22 protein-coding genes are annotated in these 21,468 nt (G+C 42.0%); 4 read left to right on the forward strand and 18 right to left on the reverse strand.

The genetic code is table 11. The features are described from left to right. Nucleotides 1-11: 11 nt before the first annotated feature. From BKH46_RS03495 to BKH46_RS03535, 9 genes are all read right to left on the reverse strand, one after another. A complete protein-coding gene (locus BKH46_RS03495) occupies nt 12-1,349 on the reverse strand; it encodes a (Fe-S)-binding protein (RefSeq protein ID WP_095225448.1) in 1,338 nt (445 codons plus the stop codon). A gap of 3 nt (nt 1,350-1,352) precedes the next feature. Next, nucleotides 1,353-2,735 carry an oxygen-independent coproporphyrinogen III oxidase gene (gene hemN, locus BKH46_RS03500; RefSeq protein ID WP_095225449.1) on the reverse strand — a complete coding sequence of 461 codons (1,383 nt, stop codon included), beginning with the start codon at nt 2,733-2,735 and terminating at the stop codon, nt 1,353-1,355. 19 nt (nt 2,736-2,754) lie between these two features. Further along, the gene (locus BKH46_RS03505; RefSeq protein WP_253248289.1) at nt 2,755-3,240 is read right to left on the reverse strand and encodes a DUF2603 domain-containing protein; all 486 of its coding nucleotides are present in this window, start codon (nt 3,238-3,240) and stop codon (nt 2,755-2,757) included. Then, a complete protein-coding gene (argF, locus tag BKH46_RS03510) occupies nt 3,216-4,178 on the reverse strand; it encodes an ornithine carbamoyltransferase (RefSeq protein WP_095225450.1) in 963 nt (320 codons plus the stop codon). The genes BKH46_RS03505 and argF overlap by 25 nt, the downstream gene beginning before the upstream one ends. Before the next feature lie 298 nt (nt 4,179-4,476). Then, a complete protein-coding gene (gene aroC, locus BKH46_RS03515) occupies nt 4,477-5,568 on the reverse strand; it encodes a chorismate synthase (RefSeq protein ID WP_095225451.1) in 1,092 nt (363 codons plus the stop codon). Further along, nucleotides 5,565-6,287 carry a ribonuclease III gene (gene rnc / locus BKH46_RS03520; protein WP_095225541.1) on the reverse strand — a complete coding sequence of 241 codons (723 nt, stop codon included), beginning with the start codon at nt 6,285-6,287 and terminating at the stop codon, nt 5,565-5,567. Before rnc ends, aroC begins: the two co-directional genes overlap by 4 nt. A gap of 12 nt (nt 6,288-6,299) precedes the next feature. Beyond that, on the reverse strand, nt 6,300-6,725 hold the full coding sequence (gene rnhA / locus BKH46_RS03525; RefSeq protein WP_095225452.1) for a ribonuclease HI: 426 nt from the start codon (nt 6,723-6,725) through the stop codon (nt 6,300-6,302). Next, complete coding sequence (locus BKH46_RS03530) at nt 6,712-7,773, reverse strand: tetratricopeptide repeat protein (RefSeq protein WP_095225453.1); 1,062 nt, start codon at nt 7,771-7,773, stop codon at nt 6,712-6,714. Before BKH46_RS03530 ends, rnhA begins: the two co-directional genes overlap by 14 nt. 1 nt (nt 7,774) lies before the next feature. Then, nucleotides 7,775-8,758 (reverse strand): SurA N-terminal domain-containing protein, encoded by a 984-nt coding sequence (locus tag BKH46_RS03535; RefSeq protein ID WP_095225454.1) that lies wholly within the window; start codon nt 8,756-8,758, stop codon nt 7,775-7,777. Between the two features lie 104 nt (nt 8,759-8,862). On the opposite strand from BKH46_RS03535, the gene BKH46_RS03540 reads away from it, so the two are divergent. Next, entirely contained in the window at nt 8,863-10,026 is a 1,164-nt protein-coding gene (locus tag BKH46_RS03540) for an MFS transporter (protein WP_253248290.1), read from the forward strand. A gap of 9 nt (nt 10,027-10,035) precedes the next feature. Next, nucleotides 10,036-11,262 carry a DNA recombination protein RmuC gene (rmuC, locus tag BKH46_RS03545; RefSeq protein WP_095225456.1) on the forward strand — a complete coding sequence of 409 codons (1,227 nt, stop codon included), beginning with the start codon at nt 10,036-10,038 and terminating at the stop codon, nt 11,260-11,262. A 6-nt stretch (nt 11,263-11,268) separates the two neighbouring features. Here the strand turns inward: rmuC and BKH46_RS03550 are convergent, their stop codons facing one another. Further along, the gene (locus tag BKH46_RS03550) at nt 11,269-12,141 is read right to left on the reverse strand and encodes an outer membrane beta-barrel protein (RefSeq protein WP_095225457.1); all 873 of its coding nucleotides are present in this window, start codon (nt 12,139-12,141) and stop codon (nt 11,269-11,271) included. A gap of 12 nt (nt 12,142-12,153) precedes the next feature. Next, complete coding sequence (locus tag BKH46_RS03555) at nt 12,154-13,134, reverse strand: tRNA-dihydrouridine synthase (protein ID WP_172402550.1); 981 nt, start codon at nt 13,132-13,134, stop codon at nt 12,154-12,156. A 162-nt stretch (nt 13,135-13,296) separates the two neighbouring features. Here BKH46_RS03555 and BKH46_RS03560 point away from each other — a divergent pair, with 162 nt between their 5' ends. Further along, on the forward strand, nt 13,297-13,839 hold the full coding sequence (locus BKH46_RS03560; protein ID WP_095225459.1) for a hypothetical protein: 543 nt from the start codon (nt 13,297-13,299) through the stop codon (nt 13,837-13,839). 1 nt (nt 13,840) lies between these two features. Here BKH46_RS03560 and BKH46_RS03565 read toward each other — a convergent pair whose 3' ends face one another. Next, nucleotides 13,841-14,140: a hypothetical protein gene (locus BKH46_RS03565; protein WP_143428905.1), complete on the reverse strand. Its 300-nt coding sequence runs from the start codon at nt 14,138-14,140 to the stop codon at nt 13,841-13,843. Between the two features lie 618 nt (nt 14,141-14,758). Continuing rightward, the gene (locus BKH46_RS03570; protein ID WP_095225461.1) at nt 14,759-16,018 is read right to left on the reverse strand and encodes a hypothetical protein; all 1,260 of its coding nucleotides are present in this window, start codon (nt 16,016-16,018) and stop codon (nt 14,759-14,761) included. A 61-nt stretch (nt 16,019-16,079) separates the two neighbouring features. Here BKH46_RS03570 and queC point away from each other — a divergent pair, with 61 nt between their 5' ends. After that, nucleotides 16,080-16,760 (forward strand): 7-cyano-7-deazaguanine synthase QueC, encoded by a 681-nt coding sequence (gene queC / locus BKH46_RS03575; RefSeq protein ID WP_095225462.1) that lies wholly within the window; start codon nt 16,080-16,082, stop codon nt 16,758-16,760. Nucleotides 16,761-16,771: 11 nt separating this feature from the next. Here queC and BKH46_RS03580 read toward each other — a convergent pair whose 3' ends face one another. From BKH46_RS03580 to thrB, 5 genes are read right to left on the reverse strand one after another with little or no spacing between them, the layout of a single operon-like run. Next, a complete protein-coding gene (locus BKH46_RS03580) occupies nt 16,772-17,209 on the reverse strand; it encodes a ribosome maturation factor RimP (RefSeq protein ID WP_095225542.1) in 438 nt (145 codons plus the stop codon). Further along, nucleotides 17,209-17,589, reverse strand: coding sequence for a 30S ribosome-binding factor RbfA (gene rbfA, locus BKH46_RS03585; RefSeq protein ID WP_095225463.1), 381 nt, complete (start codon nt 17,587-17,589; stop codon nt 17,209-17,211). Before rbfA ends, BKH46_RS03580 begins: the two co-directional genes overlap by 1 nt. Before the next feature lie 14 nt (nt 17,590-17,603). Next, the gene (gene infB / locus BKH46_RS03590) at nt 17,604-20,285 is read right to left on the reverse strand and encodes a translation initiation factor IF-2 (protein ID WP_095225464.1); all 2,682 of its coding nucleotides are present in this window, start codon (nt 20,283-20,285) and stop codon (nt 17,604-17,606) included. Beyond that, nucleotides 20,267-20,545 (reverse strand): DUF448 domain-containing protein, encoded by a 279-nt coding sequence (locus BKH46_RS03595; RefSeq protein WP_253248292.1) that lies wholly within the window; start codon nt 20,543-20,545, stop codon nt 20,267-20,269. Before BKH46_RS03595 ends, infB begins: the two co-directional genes overlap by 19 nt. A gap of 27 nt (nt 20,546-20,572) precedes the next feature. Then, on the reverse strand, nt 20,573-21,457 hold the full coding sequence (gene thrB, locus BKH46_RS03600; RefSeq protein ID WP_095225465.1) for a homoserine kinase: 885 nt from the start codon (nt 21,455-21,457) through the stop codon (nt 20,573-20,575). Nucleotides 21,458-21,468: the final 11 nt, after the last annotated feature.

Consider the following 21,468-nt stretch of genomic DNA (forward strand, 5'->3'; position numbering starts at 1 on the left):
CAAACGCCCTCCTAAACTCTGCCTAAAGCCTTAGCGACTAATTCAAGGGGGTGGGCAAACTCTGCTTTGACACCAGCTTGATCCATCGCATTATCAATCTGCATGTGGCACGCACTGCATTCAGCGCTCACAATCTCTGCCCCACTCGCAGCTATCATTGCAGCCTTTGGGCGCCCTGCTTGGAGCACGAGGTCGTATTTATCACTCTGCATACTCACGCCCCCAAAACCACAGCAACGACTCGGATCGCTCATCTCCACTAAAGTATAGTTGTTTTGCAAGAGGGTGCGGGGCTCTTTGTGGATATGCAGCACTTTTTTGGCGTGGCAAGGGTCGTGATAAGTGATTTTACTAGCAAGGAGCGAGGATTTAGGGGCTTGGGCTAGCAAGGCATTGAGTGGGGTGTGCTTCTCAAGCCAATAGCTTGCCATTGCCATTTTGGGCGTGAGGGCTTTGAGGCGCTCTAGCCAAGGAGTGGGATTGTCATCTTGGAGGAGTGCGTGCTTCCAATCTTCGATCAACATCGCTGCACAAGTCGCTTCAGGGATTAAAATCGCATCCACTCTATCGATAAAGCTCTCAAAATATGCGATATTTTTTTTGATCAAATGCAAAACGGTTTTAATATCCCCTGTGAAATAAGCAGGAGCGCCACAACACTCTTGTTTGGGGACAAGGGCTGTGATACCTAAACGATCAAGGATAAACAACAAACTCTCCCCCACGCCTATGTAGTTATAATTACTCAAACAACCGATGAAAATACCCACTCTGTTGTGCTTGAGGGCTTTGTTTGACTGATTGGTAGAGATTTTAGAGGGTTCTAGGGAAGGGTTTGAGGGAGGTATCTCGCCTTGAAAAGATTGCAAAAAACTCTTAGACACAAAAGGAAAAATCGTCCTCTTACCCATTTTTGGGAGGCGAAAACGGAGGCGATTTTTTGTTTTTGCTGTATTGGGCTTAAATAAACAAGGAGAGATAAAATACACAAACGAAAAAACAAAATCCATCAAAGCCCGATTTTTCAGCAGATAAAAATATGCTCTTTTATACCAAGCAATCCCGTATTTTTGCGCGATTTCTACACGAATTTTCTCAATCATCACATCTACAGGCAAGCTATTGGGGCAGACTTGCACGCAAGTTGTGCATAAAAAGCAAGATTCAAAGATATTTTTAGCGTTCGTATCTAAAGGAAGTTCATTGCGATCATAAGCCCCCAAAAGGTCTAAAAATCCCCTTGGTGATGTGCTTTCATCGCGATTGACCTGATAGATCGTGCAGCTAGGGATACATTTGCCACATTTAACGCAGTCTTGGGCGACAGAGCTATAATCAAGGGGGTGCATATGCTAGACCGTTTTACTGAATTTGTGTTGGTCTGTGGGGAGCTTGGTGAGATAAGCATCAAAAGCCATAGCAATATTGCGTATCAGCATACCCCCTGTAGGAGTGGTATAAATCCCCTTGTTATCGACCAACACCAAATCAGCCTCGATATACTCACCCAAAGAGGCCAACTCTGTTTTAAAATATTCTTTAAAATCAATACCAAATCGCTCTTCTATAGGGGCAAACTCTAGCTTGAGATTATTCATCAAGCCCATAATCACTTCTTTACGCAATATATCCTCATCACTCAAACGCACCCCTCTCTCAACGGGCAAAACACCCGCATCAAGGGCTGATTCATAGCTCTGCATATCTTTGTAATTTTGCGTATAATAATCACGCCCCTCCCCGATACTTGTCAGCCCAATGCCGATAGTCTGGGAAAATCCTCGTGTCGTATAGCCTTGGAAATTTCTCCGCAGCTCGCCTTTTTGACTAGCTAGATAGAGTTCATCAGTCTTTTTAGCAAAATGATCCATACCAATCATCGCATAGCCTTGCGTGGCTAAAAATGCAATGGTATGCTCTAAAATAGCGAGCTTTTTATCTGGAGTGGGGAGCGTGGTTTCATCGATTTTACGCATTGTTTTTTTCAACCAAGGCACATGTGCATAGTTGAATATCGCCAATCGATCTGGAGAGAGGGTCATGACCTTTTTGAGCGTTGTATCAAAGGTCTGCTTATCTTGGAAAGGCAATCCATAAATCAGATCAAAATTCACAGATGGTATGCCAAATTCACGCGCAAGCCCAATAGCCTTTTGGACGCTCTCAAAGGGCTGGATACGATGGATCGCTGTTTGGACTTGAGGGTCAAAATCTTGCACACCAAAGCTTAGGCGATTGAAACCATTGCGTTTGAGGACTTCCATCTGCTCGTATTGGAAATGTCGAGGGTCGATCTCACAGCTCACTTCAGCATCGGGCGCAAAATGAGGAAAAGTTTCTTTGATAAGCCCCATCACCATATCTAGCTGGGCTGCATCAAAAAATGTCGGTGTCCCCCCGCCAAAATGGAATTGTATCACTTCGCGTTGGGTATCCATTGAGTCTTTGAGTAGTTTGAGTTCTTTTTTGAGATAAGCAATATAGCGATCTTTTTTGTCTTCTTTGCTCGTATAAATCACATTGCACCCACAAAAATAGCACGCACTCCTGCAAAATGGTAAATGCACATACAAAGAAAGTGGGAGTCTTTGGGTGCGAGCAAGAGAGTCATTGCGCGCTAGAGAGTCCTTGAGCGTGGTCGCATTGAAATCTTGATGGAACTCTATGGCTGTGGGGTAGCTGGTGTATCTAGGGCCTGATTTGGAGTATTTGACGAATTTTTTAAAATCTATCACCGAGGGCTCCTCTTAAAATCTATTGGTCAAGGGATTTTTGTTTGCGGAAATAATCATCAAGATCAAAAAACAAATTGGGATATTCTTTTTTGATCTGCTTGACAAATGATCGCGTATCAATGCGTGGCAAGCTCCCATCACTGCGTCGATAGCTCTCTAATCTCTTAAATGCTACAGCGAGCACATCATCAAAATCAATGGGGGTTTGTGTGGCAATATCTCTTTCAAGCTCGACTTTTAGCTTGTCTTCATAGGCCTTTTTGATTGTCTGGATAATGCTATTGAGGAGGTTTTGGGGGAGAACGATATATTCTTGATTGTCCTCATCTTTGAGAAACCACGCCTCTTGAGTATTGAACTCCCCTGATTGGAGCTCTAAGAGGATTTTATCTGCATCAATCCTGCTGGCCTTAGCTTGATTAGCTCCTGTTTCTAAACTCGCATAAAGCGTTTCGGGCTTTTGTGAAGAAGCCAAATATTTTAATCTCTGTTTCTGTGTAGCCACGCCATAATCCCCTTTTGTGCATGTAGTCGGTTTTGTGCTTCTTTGAAAACCTTACTTTGTGGCCCCTCTAAGACAGCTTCGCTGACTTCTTGCCCCCTATAAGCAGGGAAACAATGCAAAAATATTGCATTTTTATCAGCAAGACCCATCAATGCTTCATCGACGCAATATTCTTTGAATATTTTTTGTCGTTTTTCTTTTTCATCTTCTTGCCCCATACTCGCCCAAGTATCTGTTGTGATGACATTTGCCCCAAGGACAGCTTCTTTGGGGGAGTGGAGCAGAGAAATTTTTGCCCCACTTTCTGCAGCAAACTCCAAGGCTTGTGCTGTGATTGTTGCATCGGGCATATAGCCCTCAGGAGAGGCGATAGAGAGTTCAAAGCCCATCTTAGAAGCCAACATCAGCCATGAATTTGCCATATTATTCCCATCACCGATATAAGCGACTTTTGGATTAGCGATATGCACACAAGGGGCTTTCAGATAGGGATTGGGGATATAGATACCACACTCAATCATCGTAAGATAATCGCTCAAAAGCTGCGTAGGGTGGAACAAATCACTCAAGCCATTGATAATAGGCACAGGAGAGTAATGGGCGAACTCCTCAAGGCGCTCTTGCGCATAAGTGCGTAGCATGATCATATCCACCATCGAGCCAATTGCTCTGGCTGTGTCTTTGATGGGCTCTCCTCTGCCTAGCTGGATATCCTTGCTAGAGAGAAACATTCCCATACCACCAAGTTGATAGATCCCTGCTTCAAAGCTCACTCTTGTGCGTGTGGAGTTTTTTTCAAAAATCATCGCCAAAATCTTATCTTTCATCAACGCAGTAGAGAGATTTTGGAGGAAGTGTTTCTTGATAGCAATCGCCAAATCCAAAATCTCTATAATCTCATATTGACTCAGATCTCTCAATGTTAAAAAATGTTTCATACAAACAGCCTTTGCTAAGAATTCCAACCAAACCCAACAAATAAAAAGCTTTAATATACTTCAAATAAGATAATAAAATCCTTAGACGCCTTAGCTTGCTTGATCCAATCACTTTTTATGTTTCAGCAAACATCCGATCACAAAACCTAAACGATAAAAACAAAAAAATCACAAAACCTAAACGATAAGATCACAAAACTAAAGTCCTCACAAAAAACCTGAATAATTTGAGGTCTAAATGATTTGAGGTCTAGTATCAATACAAATAGCAAACAGCCATCAATTCTAAATTTAAGGCTTATATTTGTGTATAGACTTTTTTGATATTTTCTATCCTAGCACTCATTCCTAGCAACAGCATATCAGCCAAAACCAAAGCCAGCATACTCTCACACACCACACTCCCGCGCACTGCAATGCAAGGATCGTGCCTGCCTTTGAGCTTACAAGAGGCAGGATTGCCCTGTATATCGATTGTTTGCTGCTCTAAGAAAATGCTAGGCGTGGGCTTGAAATAAACCTTAACAGCAATCATTGCCCCACTACTCATACCCCCTAAAATCCCCCCTGCGTGATTACTCAAAAAGCCATTGGTATCCATAGGGTCATTATTCTGATCCCCATAGACCCTTGAAGCCTCTATCCCATCACCAATTTCTACAGCCTTAACGCCATTAAGCCCCATCATCATTGCTGCAATCGCCCCATCAAGTTTATAATACAAAGGCTCTCCCAATCCAGCAATCAACTTGCCATTTTGACCCTTTGCACACACAAGCCCCACCCCGCCAATACTATTATGCGCGATTTTAGCTTGCTTGATGAGGGTTTTTTGTGCAGCTTCTTGCAGAGGATCTAGGGCAAAAATCTCACTATGCTTGGCGTGATTGAAATCAATCGTTTTTGCCTCCACTCCCCCGATAGCATAGATACCACTCTGACAGATAATCCCTGCTTCTTTGAGGATCATTTTAGCAATCGCCCCACTAGCCACCCTAGCGACACTCTCGCGTGCAGAGCTTCTGCCACCCCCGCGATAATCCCTAATGCCATATTTTTGATAATAAGTCCAATCAGCGTGCCCAGGGCGAAAAATCGATTTGATATTTTCATAGTCCTTGCTTTTAGCATCATGATTCCTCACTAGCAAGGCAATCGGAGCGCCTGTGCTGACCCCCTCAAACACCCCGCTCAAAATCTCAACACTATCGGCTTCTTTGCGCCCTGTCGCATAGATACTCTTCCCTCCTTGACGCCTTTGCATTTCAGTAGCCAATAGCTCCTCATCAATCTGCAATCCCGATGGCACACCATCAATCACGCACCCCAACGCACTGCCATGGGATTCGCCAAAAGTTGTTACTCTGAGTTTTTCTCCAAATGTATTCATTTTTGCGTCCTTTTGAGCTCCATATAAGCGATTTTGGCACAATTTTGCTGCGCATCTTTCTTGCTCGCACCTTTTGCGCGAGCATATTCTTTGCCCTGAATACGCAAGATCATTTCAAATTCCTTATGATGGTCTGGGCCACTTTCATTGACCAAGACATATTCAGGCACTTGAAAAAACCTCGCTTGCGTGAGCTCTTGGAGGGCTGTTTTGAAATCAACAAAAAGATTTTCAAAATCCATATTCGGGTAAGCCTTTTCCAAAAGCCCACAAACAATCACACGCACCTTTTCTAGCCCCCCCTCTAAATACACTGCCCCAATGAGTGCTTCAAAAGCATTAGAGAGAATTGAGGGCTTGAGTCTGCCATTGTTGGATTCTTCGCTCAAAGAAATATGCAAATACGCACCCAATGAAATGATCTGTGCTAGCTGCATGAAACCCTTTTCATTGACAATAGCTGCACGCATTTTAGAGAGATTGCCCTCTGCACTATTTGGAAACTTTTGGAACAAAAACTCCCCCACCACCAAATCCAAAACAGCATCGCCCAAAAACTCCAAACGCTCGTTGTTGGGAGTTTTCTTGCAGCTTTTATGCGTGAGTGCTTCAAGCAAGAGTGCTTGATTGTTAAAAACATAGCCGATTTCTTGCTCGAGCAAAGCTGTGTCTGTTACTTGTGCTGTCTGTGTTGGTTTTGACTTATCTGTTGTATGCATTATTTTGCCCAATTATCCCTCCTTGTATTTGAGTGCTTCTGCTTTAGCAATCTGATCACAGCGCTCATTTTCGTGGTGTCCACTATGGCCTTTGATCCAATGTGTCTGCACACTATGGGAAGCAGAAAGGCTCAAAAACTCCCTCCATAAATCAGGGTTTTTCACTCGCAAAAAATCCTTTTTCACCCAGCCCTCTAGCCAAAGTGCGATACCATCACACACATATTTTGAATCACTATAAAGATCGATTGCGCAAGGCTCTTTGAGAGATTTTAAGGCTTCATTGACGGCTTTGAGTTCCATGCGATTATTGGTCGTGTGGAACTCGCCCCCACTGATGATCTTTTCATATTTGCCATATCTCAAAATCGCACAATACCCCCCAGCGCCGGGATTACCCAAAGAAGAGCCATCACAAAAGATTTCAATGGATTTCATTGTTTTTTGCCCTACGAAGTTTTAAAATCACATCCATTGTCCCTAATTCTGAGCAAGCCCCGCAGCGATAAGAATCAAAAGGAAAAATACTCTTGCAGCTATGGCAACGGTATTCAAAATCAATCCCACCACGCAAATTCCCCCCTTCTAGCTCCAATACCCGCAATACTTCAAGCTCAAAAATATCGCATTCTTTGCCATCACGCACATAGCCTTTAGCGCGATAAATATCAAGGACACTCGGAGCATTTTGGAGTAAATCAAAAGGAATCGCCTCTTTAGGAAACCCCCAAAGCAAATCGATAAAATTTTGCACATCGCCAAGAAGTGCGACTTGCTGCCAAAACAAAGGCAAATTATAAGTTTTCAGATAGGTCAATACAAGCTTATGCAATGAAGGGGCTTGATAAAATAAAGCAATGATTTGATGTTCTTTTTGCTCCAAAGAAAGAAAATCTTCATCAATAACCATCATCAGATATAAATAATTTTTATGTGCAATGATTTCAGAGCTGATCGTATCACTCCCCACTTCTAGCTCATCAAGACAATCCAAAACCTCTAGCGCCTTTTTATACTCACCCATACTCTCATAAGTCCGCATCAAATAAGAAAGCACGCCTGAATTTCTCGGATAGCTTTTTAAGATTTCGATAAAAATATTTTTTGCCCTTTGCAAAAAGCCTGCGTCAAAATAAGTAACTCCCAAAGCCTCTAAAATGGGGATTTTGTCTTTGGATTCGCTGGTTTTTTCTAAAATACTCAAATAAATGCGGATAGCCTGCTCACTATCCCCGCTTTTAGCATAAGTCTGGGCTAAAAACATCAAAGTAGGCACAGGGTTATGCGCTAAGGACAAAAACTCCATGACCCCATCAGAAAGCCCTGTGTATTCATAGGATTTAGCGAGATTTTTTAGAGATTGGGAACGTTTTTTGGATCGATAGCGATTGCGGCTATAATCTGCTAAGGCTACAATAGCGATGATAGCGACTAAAATCGTGATACCAAATAATGGATCTCTGTAAATAAAAGCAATATCTTTCAATTTATTCTCTTATGATGTTGATTTTTGCCTTGATCCTTATCTTTTCAAAATACTCATCTAATATCCTTTCTTGGGAGCTTTCGACTAATTTTTGGGCGATAAAATTTTTGGCTTGCTCAAAAGGTATTTGAGCCTCTCCGACCTTGTCTTTGATGAAAAACGATACATAGCTCCCCTCCCCTGCGTTCAAAATGGGAGTAAAATTGCTTTTTGGGGTTTGGATAAAGACTTGAGCGACTTGAGGGTTTAGGGAATCTAAAGAGATTTTTTCTTCTCCAGTATCCACTCCTGTGATTTTCATCATCGGATTTTGGATTGCCTTCTTGAGGGCTTCGGGGTCTTTGGATACATAGCGGATTGTATGGACTTCTTTGGGGATAGTGAATTCTTCTTTGTGCTTGTCATAATAAGTGCGCATCTCGCTCTCGCCTGCTGTATTCACACTTGAAAGCAAGACATTTCTTAAAAGCTCTTGTGTTTCTATTTGTTCTTTGAGATCATCTTTGTATTTTGTGTAGTTGATACCTTGATTCATCAAAGCACTCATAAAACTATCACGATCCATGCCATTATGCTTGGCGATATTTTCTATTTCTTGCTCGACTCTAGCATCATCGACTTGGATATGCAGACGCTTGATTTCTTGGGCTTTGAGGGCTTGTGCAATCAAAATATCAATGGCTTTTTGCTTAGAAACTTTAGAATTTTTTTCCATTTGCTGGATCTGATAGAGCGTGATCGGATCGCCATTAACGGTGATAGCTATGCCCGCGATGATATTTGAGTCTTCTCTTTTATCCCCTTGCTTTTTGGGTGCTTGGGCGTTCTGTGTTCCCTTTGTGCTATTTGCGCCATTTGTTTGCTTTGCGCCATTTGTGCTTTTGGTTGCTTGGATTCCCTTGGGGTTTTGGGGGGTATTTTGGGCTTGCAAGAAAGCTAAAAAACAGACACAGAAGAGAAAAAGGCTAAAAAAATTCTTTCCCAAATCGTTCCTTTTTGAAATAATCCCATTTTAACATTAAAAAGCTGTAAAAATAGTATTTTTTCAGCTACAATCTGTGTCTTAAAATACAATCCTTTGGGCAAATGATGAAATTCGATTCTTCCAACAAAGCCATTTTAGCTTTAAGTCTGAGTTCTTTTTGTATGGGTGTGACTGAATTTATCGTCGCAGGTATTCTACCTGATATTGCCAAATATTTCCACACCACACAGCCCATCGCAGGATGGCTTGTGACCTTATATGCCATTGGCGTTGTCATCGGTGCACCTATTTTGACAATCCCTTTAAGTGGGCTAGACCGCAAGCGCCAACTCCTCATCAATCTAGGTATCTTTGCGCTGGCTAATCTTGTCATTGCTTTGAGTGCATATTTTTATCTCACATTATTTGCCCGATTAATCGCAGGCTTCATGCACGGGGTGTTTTTTGTCATTGCTACCATCACAGCCGTCAAAGTCGCTAAAGCAGGCAAGCAAACCCAAGCATTAGCCCTGATGGTTTCAGGACTCACTGTTGCTTTGGTGACAGGTGTGCCTTTGGGGACTTTTGTGGGGCAGATTTTTGGCTTTCAAGCAGTATTTTTCTTGATTTTTATCTTGACAAGTATCGCTTTTATCAGCGTTCTCATCATCATGCCAAACAACCTTGCTGGCTCAAAAACTAAAATCAAATATCTCCTCTTTGCCCTAAAAGTCCCTCAAATGCTGAAAGTCTATGTGATCACAATCTGCACTTGTGGGGCGGCCTTTGTGCTATATACTTATATCGCTGATATGCTTTTAAATGTGAGTGGATTTGAGAAAAAATCTATCGGGCTCATCTTGCTTTTGTATGGCATTTGTGCGATTATAGGCAATCTCATTGGAGGCAAGCTCGCAGATACCAAGGGCTCGATCATGGCTCTGCGCTTGATTTTGCTCGGTCAAGTCGTTGTCTATGCATTGGTCGCTTTGAGTGCATATCACCCCATCACAGCCATCATCAACCTATGTGCGATGGGATTTTTTAGCTTTGGGGGTATCTCGCCTTTAAAGAGCCTTGCAATGATGAGTGCTGCAAAATACACGCCTGATTTTATGGATAGCTCCATTAGTATCAATGAGGGGGCGTTCAATGTAGGCATTGCTCTGGCTTCCTTTATTGGCGGGGTGGTGTTTGCACATTTGGGGATTGTATTCAATCCGATTTTTGCCTCGCTTTTTGCCTTGCCTGCCTTTGTGATTGTATTAAAAAGCTCTAAGATTATCTAAAAAGGGGATATGAAAGTTATGTTGCTGATTGTTGTATGCGTGATTTTATTGATTGGTGTGATTGTTTTAGGTTTTTGTCTAGCTTCTTATAAACTCAAGCTCTCTAAGCTCAGCTATGCACTCCAAGCACAAGAAGACAAATACCAAAATCAAGAAAAATATTATCAACAACGACTTTTAGACGAAGAGGCAAAATTAACCTCTTTCAAACAAGAGCTTGCAAATACTGAAACTATCAAAAAAAACCTCAAGCTAGAGTTTGAAAACTTGAGTCAAAAAATCCTCGAACACAAAGCCCAAGATTTTCAACACTCCCAAACAAAGACTCTAGCCCCTTTGCAAAAAGATATTCAAGACTTCAAAAACGCCTTTGAAATGCTCAAAAACAATCAAATCAAAGAAAGCTCTGGCCTGCGCACAGAAATCAAGCTCCTCAGAGATCTCAATGAAACTATCTCCAAAGAAGCCGCTAATCTCACTAAAGCGCTCAAAGGCGAGAGCAAAACTCGGGGGAATTGGGGTGAGATGATCTTAGAGTCAATGCTAGAAAAAAACGGCTTTATCGAAGGGCAAAACTACCACAAACAAGTCCAGCTCACAGATGAAAACTCCAACCGACGACTTCAGCCTGATATCATCGTCGCGCTCCCTGATAAACGCAATGTTGTCATTGATTCTAAGCTCAATCTCATTGCTTATGATGCCTTGAGTGCTGCAGAAACAAAAGAAGAAGCAGAAAAACATCTCAAAACACTCATCAATCACATGGACGCGCACGCCAAAGAACTTGGAGAGAAAAAATACCACCTCCTCACGCAAGAAGCAAGCTTGGATTTTACGATTATGTTTGTGCCCATTGAGGGGGCATTTATCGAGGCAATGCGTGCAGATACTGAGCTATTCAACAGAGCTTATGAACGTAGAGTCGTGATCACTTCCCCTAGCACTTTGATGTCGATTTTGATGACAATCCATAATCTATGGAAAAATGAGCAAACAGACAAAGATTACAGAAATATCATCGGGCGTTTGGATAAGCTCAAAGATAAAATCACAACATTTTGTGGGTATATGAACGACATAGGCTCTGGTATCTCTACGCTCCAGCAACGTTACGACAAGGCCAATAAAACACTCCAAGAGGGTCGAGGAAATATCAAACACCAAATCCAAACAATCAAAAATATCTCCACAGACACACAAGACCTCTTAGAATCTAGCGATCCAACGACCTAAAACAAACTAGAATAAATAAGTGTAGCTGATGGATATTTCTTTATTTCTATAAATATCAAAATTCTGCCTTAAAAGCTGCTGCTTCCATACATCTGTATCCCCATAATCGTGCCAACTCTGTGCATTGAGCTTGTAATAGGGGATTTTGATATCGACATTGATACGATTGTGTCTGCCAAAATAAACCGAACTCCCCAACTTAGCAAACACCCCACTCCCTGAGGCAAAAAATTTCTCATATTCACCACTGCTCTGATTGTGCCAAGAATTACTCCTTAACATCGCATATTCCACCCCACCACCTGCAAAAACCCCCACCTTAAAATCAGGCATTTTTTCCCAAAAAAGCTTACGGATCATCACATCAATCGGGAGATTCAAGAAAAAATCAAGCCCCACGCCATAGCTCATCCAAATCCCATTAGAAAACAAAAAATCTTGCGGCTTTGGCACGGGCTTCATCGGCACTTTTCCGATAGTAGGAGGGACATCAGGAGTATTGGGATTATAGCTTGTGATGGTAGTAAACTCCTTATCCCGTGCGCTTTGTTCTTGCACGCTCCCAGCTATCAAGCTCCCCAAAGAAGCATTAGCATACTGCACACTCCCATAGACCCGCACTCCTATGATACTATAAGGGTCAAAAGACACTTCATCACCGATACTGAGCGTAAAAGAATGCCCCTTACCCCCGCTATAACTCCCGCTCGTCTTATTCCCAATGCAAGTCCCCCCTGCACAACTGCTATTGTCTTTAGTAGTTTGCTGCCAAAAATCAGTCTGGTATCTCGCTCCAAGCCCCCCACCAAAGCTTGTGAATAGAGTATTTTGCACGGCAAAAAGAGGTAAAATCATTACACCTAAAATCAAAAATCTCATCACAACCCCTCTTTACATACTTTTTTTATTCAATGTGACCAACAATGGCAAATCGCTCACAACAGCACTATCATCAAAAAACCTCTCAATGCTCTCTCGCATTGTATGCACAGAAGTCATTGCATTGACCTCTGTGCGGAATGTGCTCGCCTCACTATGACCCTTAGCATAGGCGTGTAGATTTTTACGAAACATCACCACACCCCGAGGACCATAAAAATCCACCATCGCATCAAAATGCTCCAACACAAGCTCTTTTTTGACTACAGCAGGGAGTTCAGTGGTATTATTTTTAATCTGCCAGAATATCCACGGACTACTCAAGGCCGCCCTGCCTATCATCACGCCATTAGCACCTGTGAAATCTAAAACTTCTTTGGCCTTTTGGGCATCAGTGATCTCGCCATTAGCAATCAATGGGGCTTTGAGGATTTGCTTCATCTCTTGGATACTTTGATAATCGATCCTGTCTTTTTTATAGCCATCGCTCCTTGTGCGGCCGTGGACTACAGCAAAATCAATGGGAGCGTCATTGAGTGCGTGGGCGATTTCATGGGGGATTTTTTTATCAAATCCGAGTCTGACTTTCACGCTCGTATAGGGCTTGTTGGTATTGTCTTTGATGAGTGTGAGGAGCTTGACTAGGTGCTTGAGATCTTTCAAAAGCCCACTTCCATTGCCGTGATTAGCGACCTTTGGTGCAGGACAACCACAATTAAAATCGATAATATCAATGCCATCTATGGGGTTGAGCACATCAATAGCTCTTTTGAGTATGTCTTCTTTAGAGCCAGATATTTGGACAGAATAGGGATTTTCTTGGGGAGATTTTTCTACCATTTTTTGGGTTTTAGCGTTAGCATAAACAAGTGCGTGCGAGCTTATCATCTCACTCACGGTGATATCTACGCCAAACTTTTTGACCACACTCCGAAATGGCAAGTCTGTATAGCCAGCCAATGGGGCTAACATCAATAAATTATTAAAATCTATATTCATTTTCTGCCTTGATTTTCTTACAAGAATTATAACACATTTGATTTTTATCAAAATGATGTTATATGCAAATGGCAACAAAATCTCTAAAGCAAGGTTTAATAATCTTTTAATTAGAATAAAAATAATTATTATTTTAATATTTAAAAGGTATCGATAATGAAAAAATTTATGCGCCAATTCCATATGTATGCAACAATTCTATTCCTCCCTGTAGCATTGCTTTATGCCCTAACGGGGATTTTGGCTTTGTTTGAATATGAGGGCGATCTGCGTATCATACCCGATCAGATCAAATACTCCAAAAAGCCCGATATCTTAGAATCTGAAATGATAGCCTTGAAATATTTAGAAGAAAAACATCTCTTATTCCCCAATTATTCTTTTCAAGTCATCAAAAATGGCAATGGCATTGCAATCGGTGGCTTAGCCCATCAAGTTATTTTTATCTTTGGCAATGGGGCTTTTAATGTCTTTCAAATCGAACGCAAGGGAGTGATTGCTTATCTGATGGCTTTGCATTTTGGTCAAGGGAAGTGGTATTTTGATGCTTTGGGTATCGCGTTTGGGGTTTGTTTGGGGCTGTTTTATTTGAGTGGGCTATTGATGATCCATACCACCAAACACAAAACCCCGCTGATTTTTACTTTTATCTTAGGGTGCTTAGTGAGCGTGGTGATGGGGTATTTGAGTGGGCATTAGCCTAAAAAACAATCTGATAACTCAATAAGCCTGCTGCTAAAGACTTTTCAAAGGAGTATTCTTCAAGCCTACCAACAACACCCATTGCTCCTAATTCAATCCGAGAACGACCAAAGGCCAAGCTCACCCCAAAAGGAACTTTCACAATGCCCAATCTTTTGATAGTAACAACATAGCTATAGAATTGATCCTCAGTCCATAAAACCCCAATTCCTGTGCCGACATAAACCCCTAAAGCAATCTTACCCAAAGGGATTTGGAATAACAAATCACCATTGAGACCAATATTTCCCCCGCCCATAAAGCCCCCATCAAAATACAATCTCCCTCCAAAAAAATCACTCCACATCTTTTGCCAACCCAATTTTATCAAAGCTACACCGCCCTCTTTGGTGCTAAAGGGAATTTTAGAAATTGAATTTGTTTCTGAAGAGCCACCCAAACTAAAGCCGATAAAAGCACCTGATTGTTTGTCTTTGAGCGTTTGTGAGGTTTTTAAATGGTCTTGAAAATTATTTTGCGTTGTATCATCACTGCTTTTTGATTTTGCAGGCGAAGTTGGATAGACTTTTTGAGGTGTTTCTAAAGTCTCTTTAGATTGGGATTTTTCTGAAATTTTTAAAAGATTATCAGCGTATTGTTTTTGGAGCGTTTTGATTTGCTTTTGGAGTTCAGAGTGCTTTTTAAGTGAATCTTCATCATCATAGATACCTTGTAAGGTCTGAATCTGTGAAAGAATTTCACGATTTTGTTTCTCTAAATCATTAGCAACTAAATGATACCCCTCCCCCCTACCAATAGAAAACTCAAGATTAGCTTTTTCATCATTACCCTTTATTTAAAATTAAAAGCCTATTTTATCGGATTTTAAATCGCAATTCAAGAATCACAGCCATTTGTCCCATGGATAAACTATCGATCAATTTGATTGAATAAAATTTTTGATACAAGCCATCAAAGCTTCTCTAGAATTTGGCACCTTTTTATCCATCACCAAGTTTAGGGCATACTCTAGCATTGTCTTGATACCCTTGCCCTCTTTAATCCCTAGCTTTTTGAGGTCATTGCCATTGATACAGAGATCTTGGAGTCTAAAGGGCTCTTGAGCTAATAAAATATCTTGGATTTTTTGAGCGATTTGCACCAACCTCTCTTTTGTATCATCAAGCCCAAAAGCACTTGCTTGCGCGATTTTTAACGCCAAAAGTATCTCTAAGCCCTCTTGACCCAAAAGAGCTAAATGCTGTTTAAGCCATTTATCTTGAGGGCAAAATTCCAAAGAAATATGTGCTACAAGCTGTGTGATACATTTTTGTGATTTTTTATCCAGCCTTAAATGCGCACATATCTGAGAAAGGGCTTGGGTATGATGGGATTGCGTGCTTATGAGTGCTAAAATACGGACAAAAAAATCATTTGGACTCCTAGCAAGCACAGCCAAAGACTGACTATCTCTCAAATCTATACCAAGGATAAAAGCCAAAATAGGCGCATACTCCTTGCAGACTTGATAGGCAAATTCCCCACAAATAATACCCTTGAATTCTTGCGTGATCCGTTCTTTAGAAACAAATTTTAAAAGATGTTGGCAAGCAAAGATTGCTTGGTGTGTTGGGGGAGCGATCTGAAAGCCAAGCCTTGAGGCAAAGCGCAACGCACGCAAAATCCTCAAAGCATCTTCTGTGAAACGTTTGTTTGCATTTCCAACTGCCCTAATCAGACCTTTTCTAAGATCTTCCCTCCCCAAAAAAGGATCGATAAGCCCCAAAACAGGGTTATAAGCCATGGCATTGATCGTAAAATCGCGTCGGCTCAAATCCATATCAAGACGACGCACAAACTTCACTTCCTTGGGCTTGCGGCAGTCTTGATAATCCCCATCGGTGCGATAAGTCGTGATTTCATAGCTCGCTGGATGGTCTATCACACTGATTGTGCCATACCGCAGCCCTGTAGGGACAACTTGAAAGCCCATCGAACGCAGGACTTGGGTAGCTTCAATAGGTGTAGCAGAGGTGGCTATATCCCAATCTTTAGGGCGCAAAGATGTGAAATGCGTAAAATATGCTTGGAGCAAACAATCCCGCACACAACCCCCCACCACAAAAGCTTCAAAACCACTTTTTTCAAGGGCTTGGACGATTTCTTGGACTTTTGGGGGCAAAGTAATAGCAAACATCTCTATCCTTAAAAAAATTTTTGTATTATAACGCAACCAAAAATGACAAAATCAAGGGAATATAATGCCAAAAAAATGTGTCGTGAGCTTTAGCGGGGGACAAGACAGTACAACAGTAGCCCTATGGGCAAAAAAAGAATTTGACTCTGTGAGCCTTGTGGGCTTTGATTATCGCCAAAAGCACCATATCGAGCTAGACCAAGCCAAACACATCGCCCAAAAACTCGCCTTGCCTTTGCATATCATCTGCATAGATTTTTTTGCCCAAATCACTCAATCAGCCCTTTTACAACACAGCCCCACAGCCATCAATGCCCCCCACCATACCCACTCCAATCTCCCTGCGTCGTTTGTCCCCAATCGCAATGCCCTATTCATCACTATCGCGCATAGCTTCGCGCAAAATATCGGAGCGACCCATCTAGCCCTAGGCGTTTCAGAGGAGGATTATAGCGGGTATCCTGACTGCAGAGAAGATTTTATCCAAAAGATTCAAGACACGCTCAATACAGGCTCAGGAGCAAATATCTGTATCCATACCCCTCTCATGCATATGTCCAAAGCACAAGAATTCAAGATGGCAGCTGATTTTGGTGCGCTAGATCTAGTCTTAGAAGATACGCACACTTGCTATGAGGGCGTGCGAGAAAAAAGACACCCTTGGGGCTATGGCTGTGGGATATGCAATGCTTGCAAACTGCGTAAAAATGCTTATGAAAAATATCTTGCTAGCTTAGCTTGAGTGCGTGATGATTACCATTTGAATAATGTCTTGACTTTTTTCAAGGATTCAAAGGGATAAAATTGCTCCTTATCTGAAAGCATAAAAGTCACACCTTGAGTATTGACTTCTTTGATTGTGGCTTCAAATTCCTCTTTTGTATCTGTTTTTACAGACACTCCCTCGCCAATAGAGAGCTTGAAATGGCGGGGGGTTTTCAGCAAGCGCTCGATACCTGGTGAGCTCACTTCTAGCGCATATTGAGAACTAAAGGGGTCATACACATCTAATAAAGGAGAGATCATCTCGCTGACTTCTTGGCACTGATCTAAGGTGATATTGCCATCTTTGACACAAATACTCACGCGCAAAATATCTGTATCATTTTCTTTTAAAAAAGCTATATCATAAAGCATATATCCCAAAGACTCAATCGTTGCTTCTAGCTTAGTTTCAAGCTCTTGAGAAATCATTTTTCTCCTCCATTTTCTCCGTTTTTAGTATGGTTGCTAGCAATCTGGGCAAAAAGTGCGTCCAAAGTCTTAGCCCGCTCCAAGCTCTCATCAAAGCAAAATTTGAATTTGGGGCATTTATACCACCCACTCACACTCAAGACATATTCCCGCAAAATCCCCTCGGCTTTTTTGAGTGCGTGCAAAATAGCTTGCTGCTCTTTGGGAGTGTAGGCTTCAGGATAGATAAACACCTCAGCATAATACTTGCCCTTAGAACACACCACATCTGTCACGCCCAAAGTATTGAGTGTGCTATCGCCCAAAGAAGAGAGTGCTTCTTGCAAAAGCTCTTTTAAGACCGATTCTGTGCGCTGCAGACGTATGCTTTTATCCATTGTTGATTTCTTTTTTAGATAGTTTGGCTCTTTTGGACTTCTTTATAAGTCTCAAATACATCTCCGACTTGAATATCATTATAATTTTCTAACATAATCCCGCATTCATAGCCCTTAACCACTTCTTTAGCGTCATCTTTGAAACGTTTGAGTGAGGCAATCGCCCCTGTATGGATCACCACACCATTACGGATCAATCTAACATGGATACCTTTAGCGATGATACCATCAGTCACCATACAGCCTGCAATTGTGCCTACTTTTGAGATCACAAAAGTATCTCTGACTTCAGCTTGGCCTGTATTTTCTTCTTCAATGAGTGGGGACATCAGACCAGAAACCAATGCCTTCATATCATCAATAAGCCCATAAATAATCGAATAGGTCTTGATTTCTACACCCAATTCTTTTGCCTTTGTCTTGAGTGAGCCTGTGGGGCGAACATTAAAACCTATAATCAAAGAATTACTGCTAGCAGCTGCTAGTGCAATATCGCTCTCAGTGATCCCGCCTACGCCCATACCAATGATATTGATCTCTACTTCATTATTATTGAGCTTTTGCAAGCTCACTTTGATGGCTTCTAAGCTCCCTTGTGTATCAGCCTTGATGATGATAGGGATTGATTTGAGCTGGCCTTTTGCTACCATCACAGAAAGCTCATCAAAAGAAACTTTTGTTGTCTTGCTCAGCTCTTTTTGGCGCAAATATGCCGCACGCTTTTGTGCATATTCTTTAGCAATCCCATCATTTTCAACCCCCACAAGCATACAGCCTGCACTCGGCACTTCAGAGAGCCCAGTGACAACAGCTACCCCTGAGGGAGGGAGCTCAAGAACATTTTGCCCACGATCATTGATCAACGCCCGCACACGCCCAAAGGCTGTATCAGCTACGATAGAATCCCCCACTCTCAAAGTGCCATTTTGCACAATCAAAGTCGCTACAGGCCCTCTGCCTTTCTCGACACTGCCCTCTAAAATCACAGCTCTAGGACTGATCGTAGGATCGGCTTTGAGCTCCATCACCTCTGCTTGGATCAAAATCGTTTCCAACAAATGGTCAATCCCCTCACCACTCTTAGCTGAAATAGGGATAAATTCATACTCCCCACCCCAATCAATTGGATTGAATCCCAACTCTGCGCATTCGGCCTTGAGTTTATCGGGGTTAGCACTTTCTTTATCCATTTTATTCATCGCAATGATAATCTGCACACCTGCTGCTTTAGCGTGGTTGAGGGCTTCGATCGTTTGGAGCTTGACCCCATCATCTGCAGCAATCACAATGATAGCAATATCAGTCACTTGCGCCCCGCGCTCTCGCATTTGGCTAAATGCCTCGTGTCCGGGAGTATCGATAAAAGAAATCATCTTACCATTTTTCTCAACCATATACGCACCAATATGCTGCGTAATACCCCCTGCTTCGCCATTTGCCACTCGTGTATCACGAATTTTATCCAGCAAAGAAGTCTTCCCGTGATCGACATGCCCCATAATCGTTACCACCGGAGGGCGCTCTTGGAGTTTACTCGTGTCTTGAGAAGTTTCTTTGATGTATTCTAGCTCTTCTGAAGTATCTTGAATCGAGATTTCTATCTTGAATTCATCAGCAAGGATTTCAATCGCATCGCGATCCAAAAAGTCATTTTTAGTCACCATCATTCCTAGATTAAACAACACCTTCACCACTTCTGCCAAGCTCCGTCCTGCAGCATCAGCAAATTCATACACACGGATTTCCTCAGGGATACTGATAACACTTTGAGCGACCTTGGTTGTAGTGTCTTGCTTGAAAGATCGCCTTTTTCTCGTGCTGCGCTTGATCCCCCCCTCGCTCATCCAAGGATTTTTTTTATGGACTTTGATCCGATCAGTGATTGCTTGCTTGACTTGATTTTCTTCTTCTTCATCGCGAATATCTTGTTGGTGCAAGTCAAAAAGCATGATTTCATTTTGATCTTCATCATAGGCATCGATTTCTTTGAGCTCTCTATCAGAAAGCAAATCGATTTTTTGCTCTCTGTGCTTGTGGATAGGCTGGGGTTTTGGCTTTGAAATCTTTTTAGACTTTTTGATACCTTTTTCTTGTTCGCTTCTTAGCCCCTCTAACATCTCTTGGGCTGAGGGGGCATATTGATATTTTTTCGACTCCATAGGAGCAGGGGCTTGTTCTTCATTGCCTTTTTTGATGATACGAATACCTGTTCTTCTAGCAATGCCTATAGGCTGGATAGAAGAAGGCTCAAGAGTAGCAGGAGAGGCGGGTTCAAGGGGGGTAGGATTTGATGGACTTGTTGGTGTTGGCACAAGATTGTCTTGGGATTTTTGGGTATCTTGGGTGGAGGTTTGTGGTGGATTGGGCGTTGTGGCTTGAATTTTTGTGGGCTTTTTATTTTCTTGTGTGCTAGCCCTTTTTGTATTTGCTTCTTGTGTGCTAGGCTTTGGGGGCTCTTTTTTAGATGTTTTAGCTTTTTTGGGTTCTTTTTCCTTAGAGCTTTTTGCCTTAGGGGCTTGGGGGGTATGGTGATTCACCCCTGTGGTGATGTATTCATACAAATAAGCAGCCTCTTGTTCGCTCACGCCACTAGAAACCGTTTTGACATCTAAGCCCATTTCTTTGGCTTTTTCTAACACTTCTTTTGAGCTTTTGCCTGCTTCTGTTGCAATCTCTGTCAATCTAATTTTTGCCATTGAATTCTAATCTCCTCTATCTGCTCTTTGATAATGTTTTTGTCCTTGGGAGCACCTTTGAGTTTATAAAGACTCAAGGGCATTTTCTCGTTGCTCGCACACTCCTTGCACAAATAAAAACTCCTACCATTCCCATCAAACAAACCGATACCCTTATCGCTTATTTTGAGTCTAAAAAGCTCCCATTGCAATAAACGTTTGCGGCAACAAACACACATTCGAACAGCATTTTTAGATGAGAATATTCTAGCATTTATCATTGGGTCTGCCATTATACCAAAATTAGCTTATTCTTGCTCAATAACAACGCCCCGATTGTCAAAATTCAACACAAGCACCCTAAAATTAGGAAACTTTTTGTTAAAAATCTCTGATAACTTTGAGGCATCATCAGCATAGCACATATTAAAAAAAGACGATCCACTCCCTGAGAGCGTGCTCATCAAAGCTCCATTTTCTAAGGCTACCTTTTGCACAGCAAACAAAACAGGGAATTGCTTCATGCGCTTTTCTTGGTGCCATTTGTCCTTAGAAGCTAGGCGCAAAAGCTCCCATTTGCCCTGTGCAAACGCTAGACTCATCAAAGACGCACGCGAGAGATTGAAAACACTCTCAGCTGTGGAATATTTTTTAGGCAAGGTCTGTCTAGAATATTTTGTAGAAATCGAGCGATTGGGCACAACCATCACAGCCTTAAGACTTTGGGGGATCTCTTGGGTGAGGTGTGTGACTTTTTTGTGTTCAACCACAGCGACATTAAACCCACCATACACAGCGGGGGTGATATTATCTGGGTGTGTTTCATAGATGAGTGAAGTGTTTAAAACCTCTTGTTTGTCTAAATATTTCTGACTCCAAAAATACGCCGCACTCACTGCACCCACAATGATAGCTGAGCTAGAGCCCATACCTCGAGAAATGGGGATTTTGTTTTTAAAAAAGAATCGAAAATCGCTCTCTGGAAGTCCCAAATCCACAAGAGTTTTTTTAAATATTTTGACAAACATATTATCAATGCGGAATTTAGGGAAGCCCTCGCCCTCGCCGATGAGCTGGATACTCGTGAGGATAGAGGGGGTGATATTGAAATAATTTCTAAAATCAAGACTCAAGCCCAAAGAATCAAAACCCGGTCCTAAATTTGCACTCGTAGCTGGCACGCTGATTGTCAATGTGTTTCCTA

It is taken from the genome of Helicobacter sp. 12S02634-8, assembly GCF_002272865.1.
In the GTDB taxonomy this organism is placed as follows: Bacteria; Campylobacterota; Campylobacteria; order Campylobacterales; family Helicobacteraceae; genus Helicobacter_J.

Bases quoted from the DNA above. Each gene is read 5' to 3' on its own strand.
- BKH46_RS03495 (WP_095225448.1), bottom strand. From the start codon at position 1,349: ATGCACCCCCTTGATTATAGCTCTGTCGCCCAAGACTGCGTTAAATGT.
- argF (WP_095225450.1), bottom strand. From the start codon at position 4,178: ATGAAACATTTTTTAACATTGAGAGATCTGAGTCAATATGAGATTATA.
- aroC (WP_095225451.1), bottom strand. From the start codon at position 5,568: ATGAATACATTTGGAGAAAAACTCAGAGTAACAACTTTTGGCGAATCC.
- rnc (WP_095225541.1), bottom strand. From the start codon at position 6,287: ATGCATACAACAGATAAGTCAAAACCAACACAGACAGCACAAGTAACA.
- rnhA (WP_095225452.1), bottom strand. From the start codon at position 6,725: ATGAAATCCATTGAAATCTTTTGTGATGGCTCTTCTTTGGGTAATCCC.
- BKH46_RS03540 (WP_253248290.1), top strand. From the start codon at position 8,863: ATGAAATTCGATTCTTCCAACAAAGCCATTTTAGCTTTAAGTCTGAGT.
- rmuC (WP_095225456.1), top strand. From the start codon at position 10,036: ATGAAAGTTATGTTGCTGATTGTTGTATGCGTGATTTTATTGATTGGT.
- BKH46_RS03550 (WP_095225457.1), bottom strand. From the start codon at position 12,141: ATGAGATTTTTGATTTTAGGTGTAATGATTTTACCTCTTTTTGCCGTG.
- BKH46_RS03560 (WP_095225459.1), top strand. From the start codon at position 13,297: ATGAAAAAATTTATGCGCCAATTCCATATGTATGCAACAATTCTATTC.
- BKH46_RS03565 (WP_143428905.1), bottom strand. From the start codon at position 14,140: ATGGGCGGGGGAAATATTGGTCTCAATGGTGATTTGTTATTCCAAATC.
- BKH46_RS03570 (WP_095225461.1), bottom strand. From the start codon at position 16,018: ATGTTTGCTATTACTTTGCCCCCAAAAGTCCAAGAAATCGTCCAAGCC.
- rbfA (WP_095225463.1), bottom strand. From the start codon at position 17,589: ATGGATAAAAGCATACGTCTGCAGCGCACAGAATCGGTCTTAAAAGAG.
- infB (WP_095225464.1), bottom strand. From the start codon at position 20,285: ATGGCAAAAATTAGATTGACAGAGATTGCAACAGAAGCAGGCAAAAGC.
- BKH46_RS03595 (WP_253248292.1), bottom strand. From the start codon at position 20,545: ATGATAAATGCTAGAATATTCTCATCTAAAAATGCTGTTCGAATGTGT.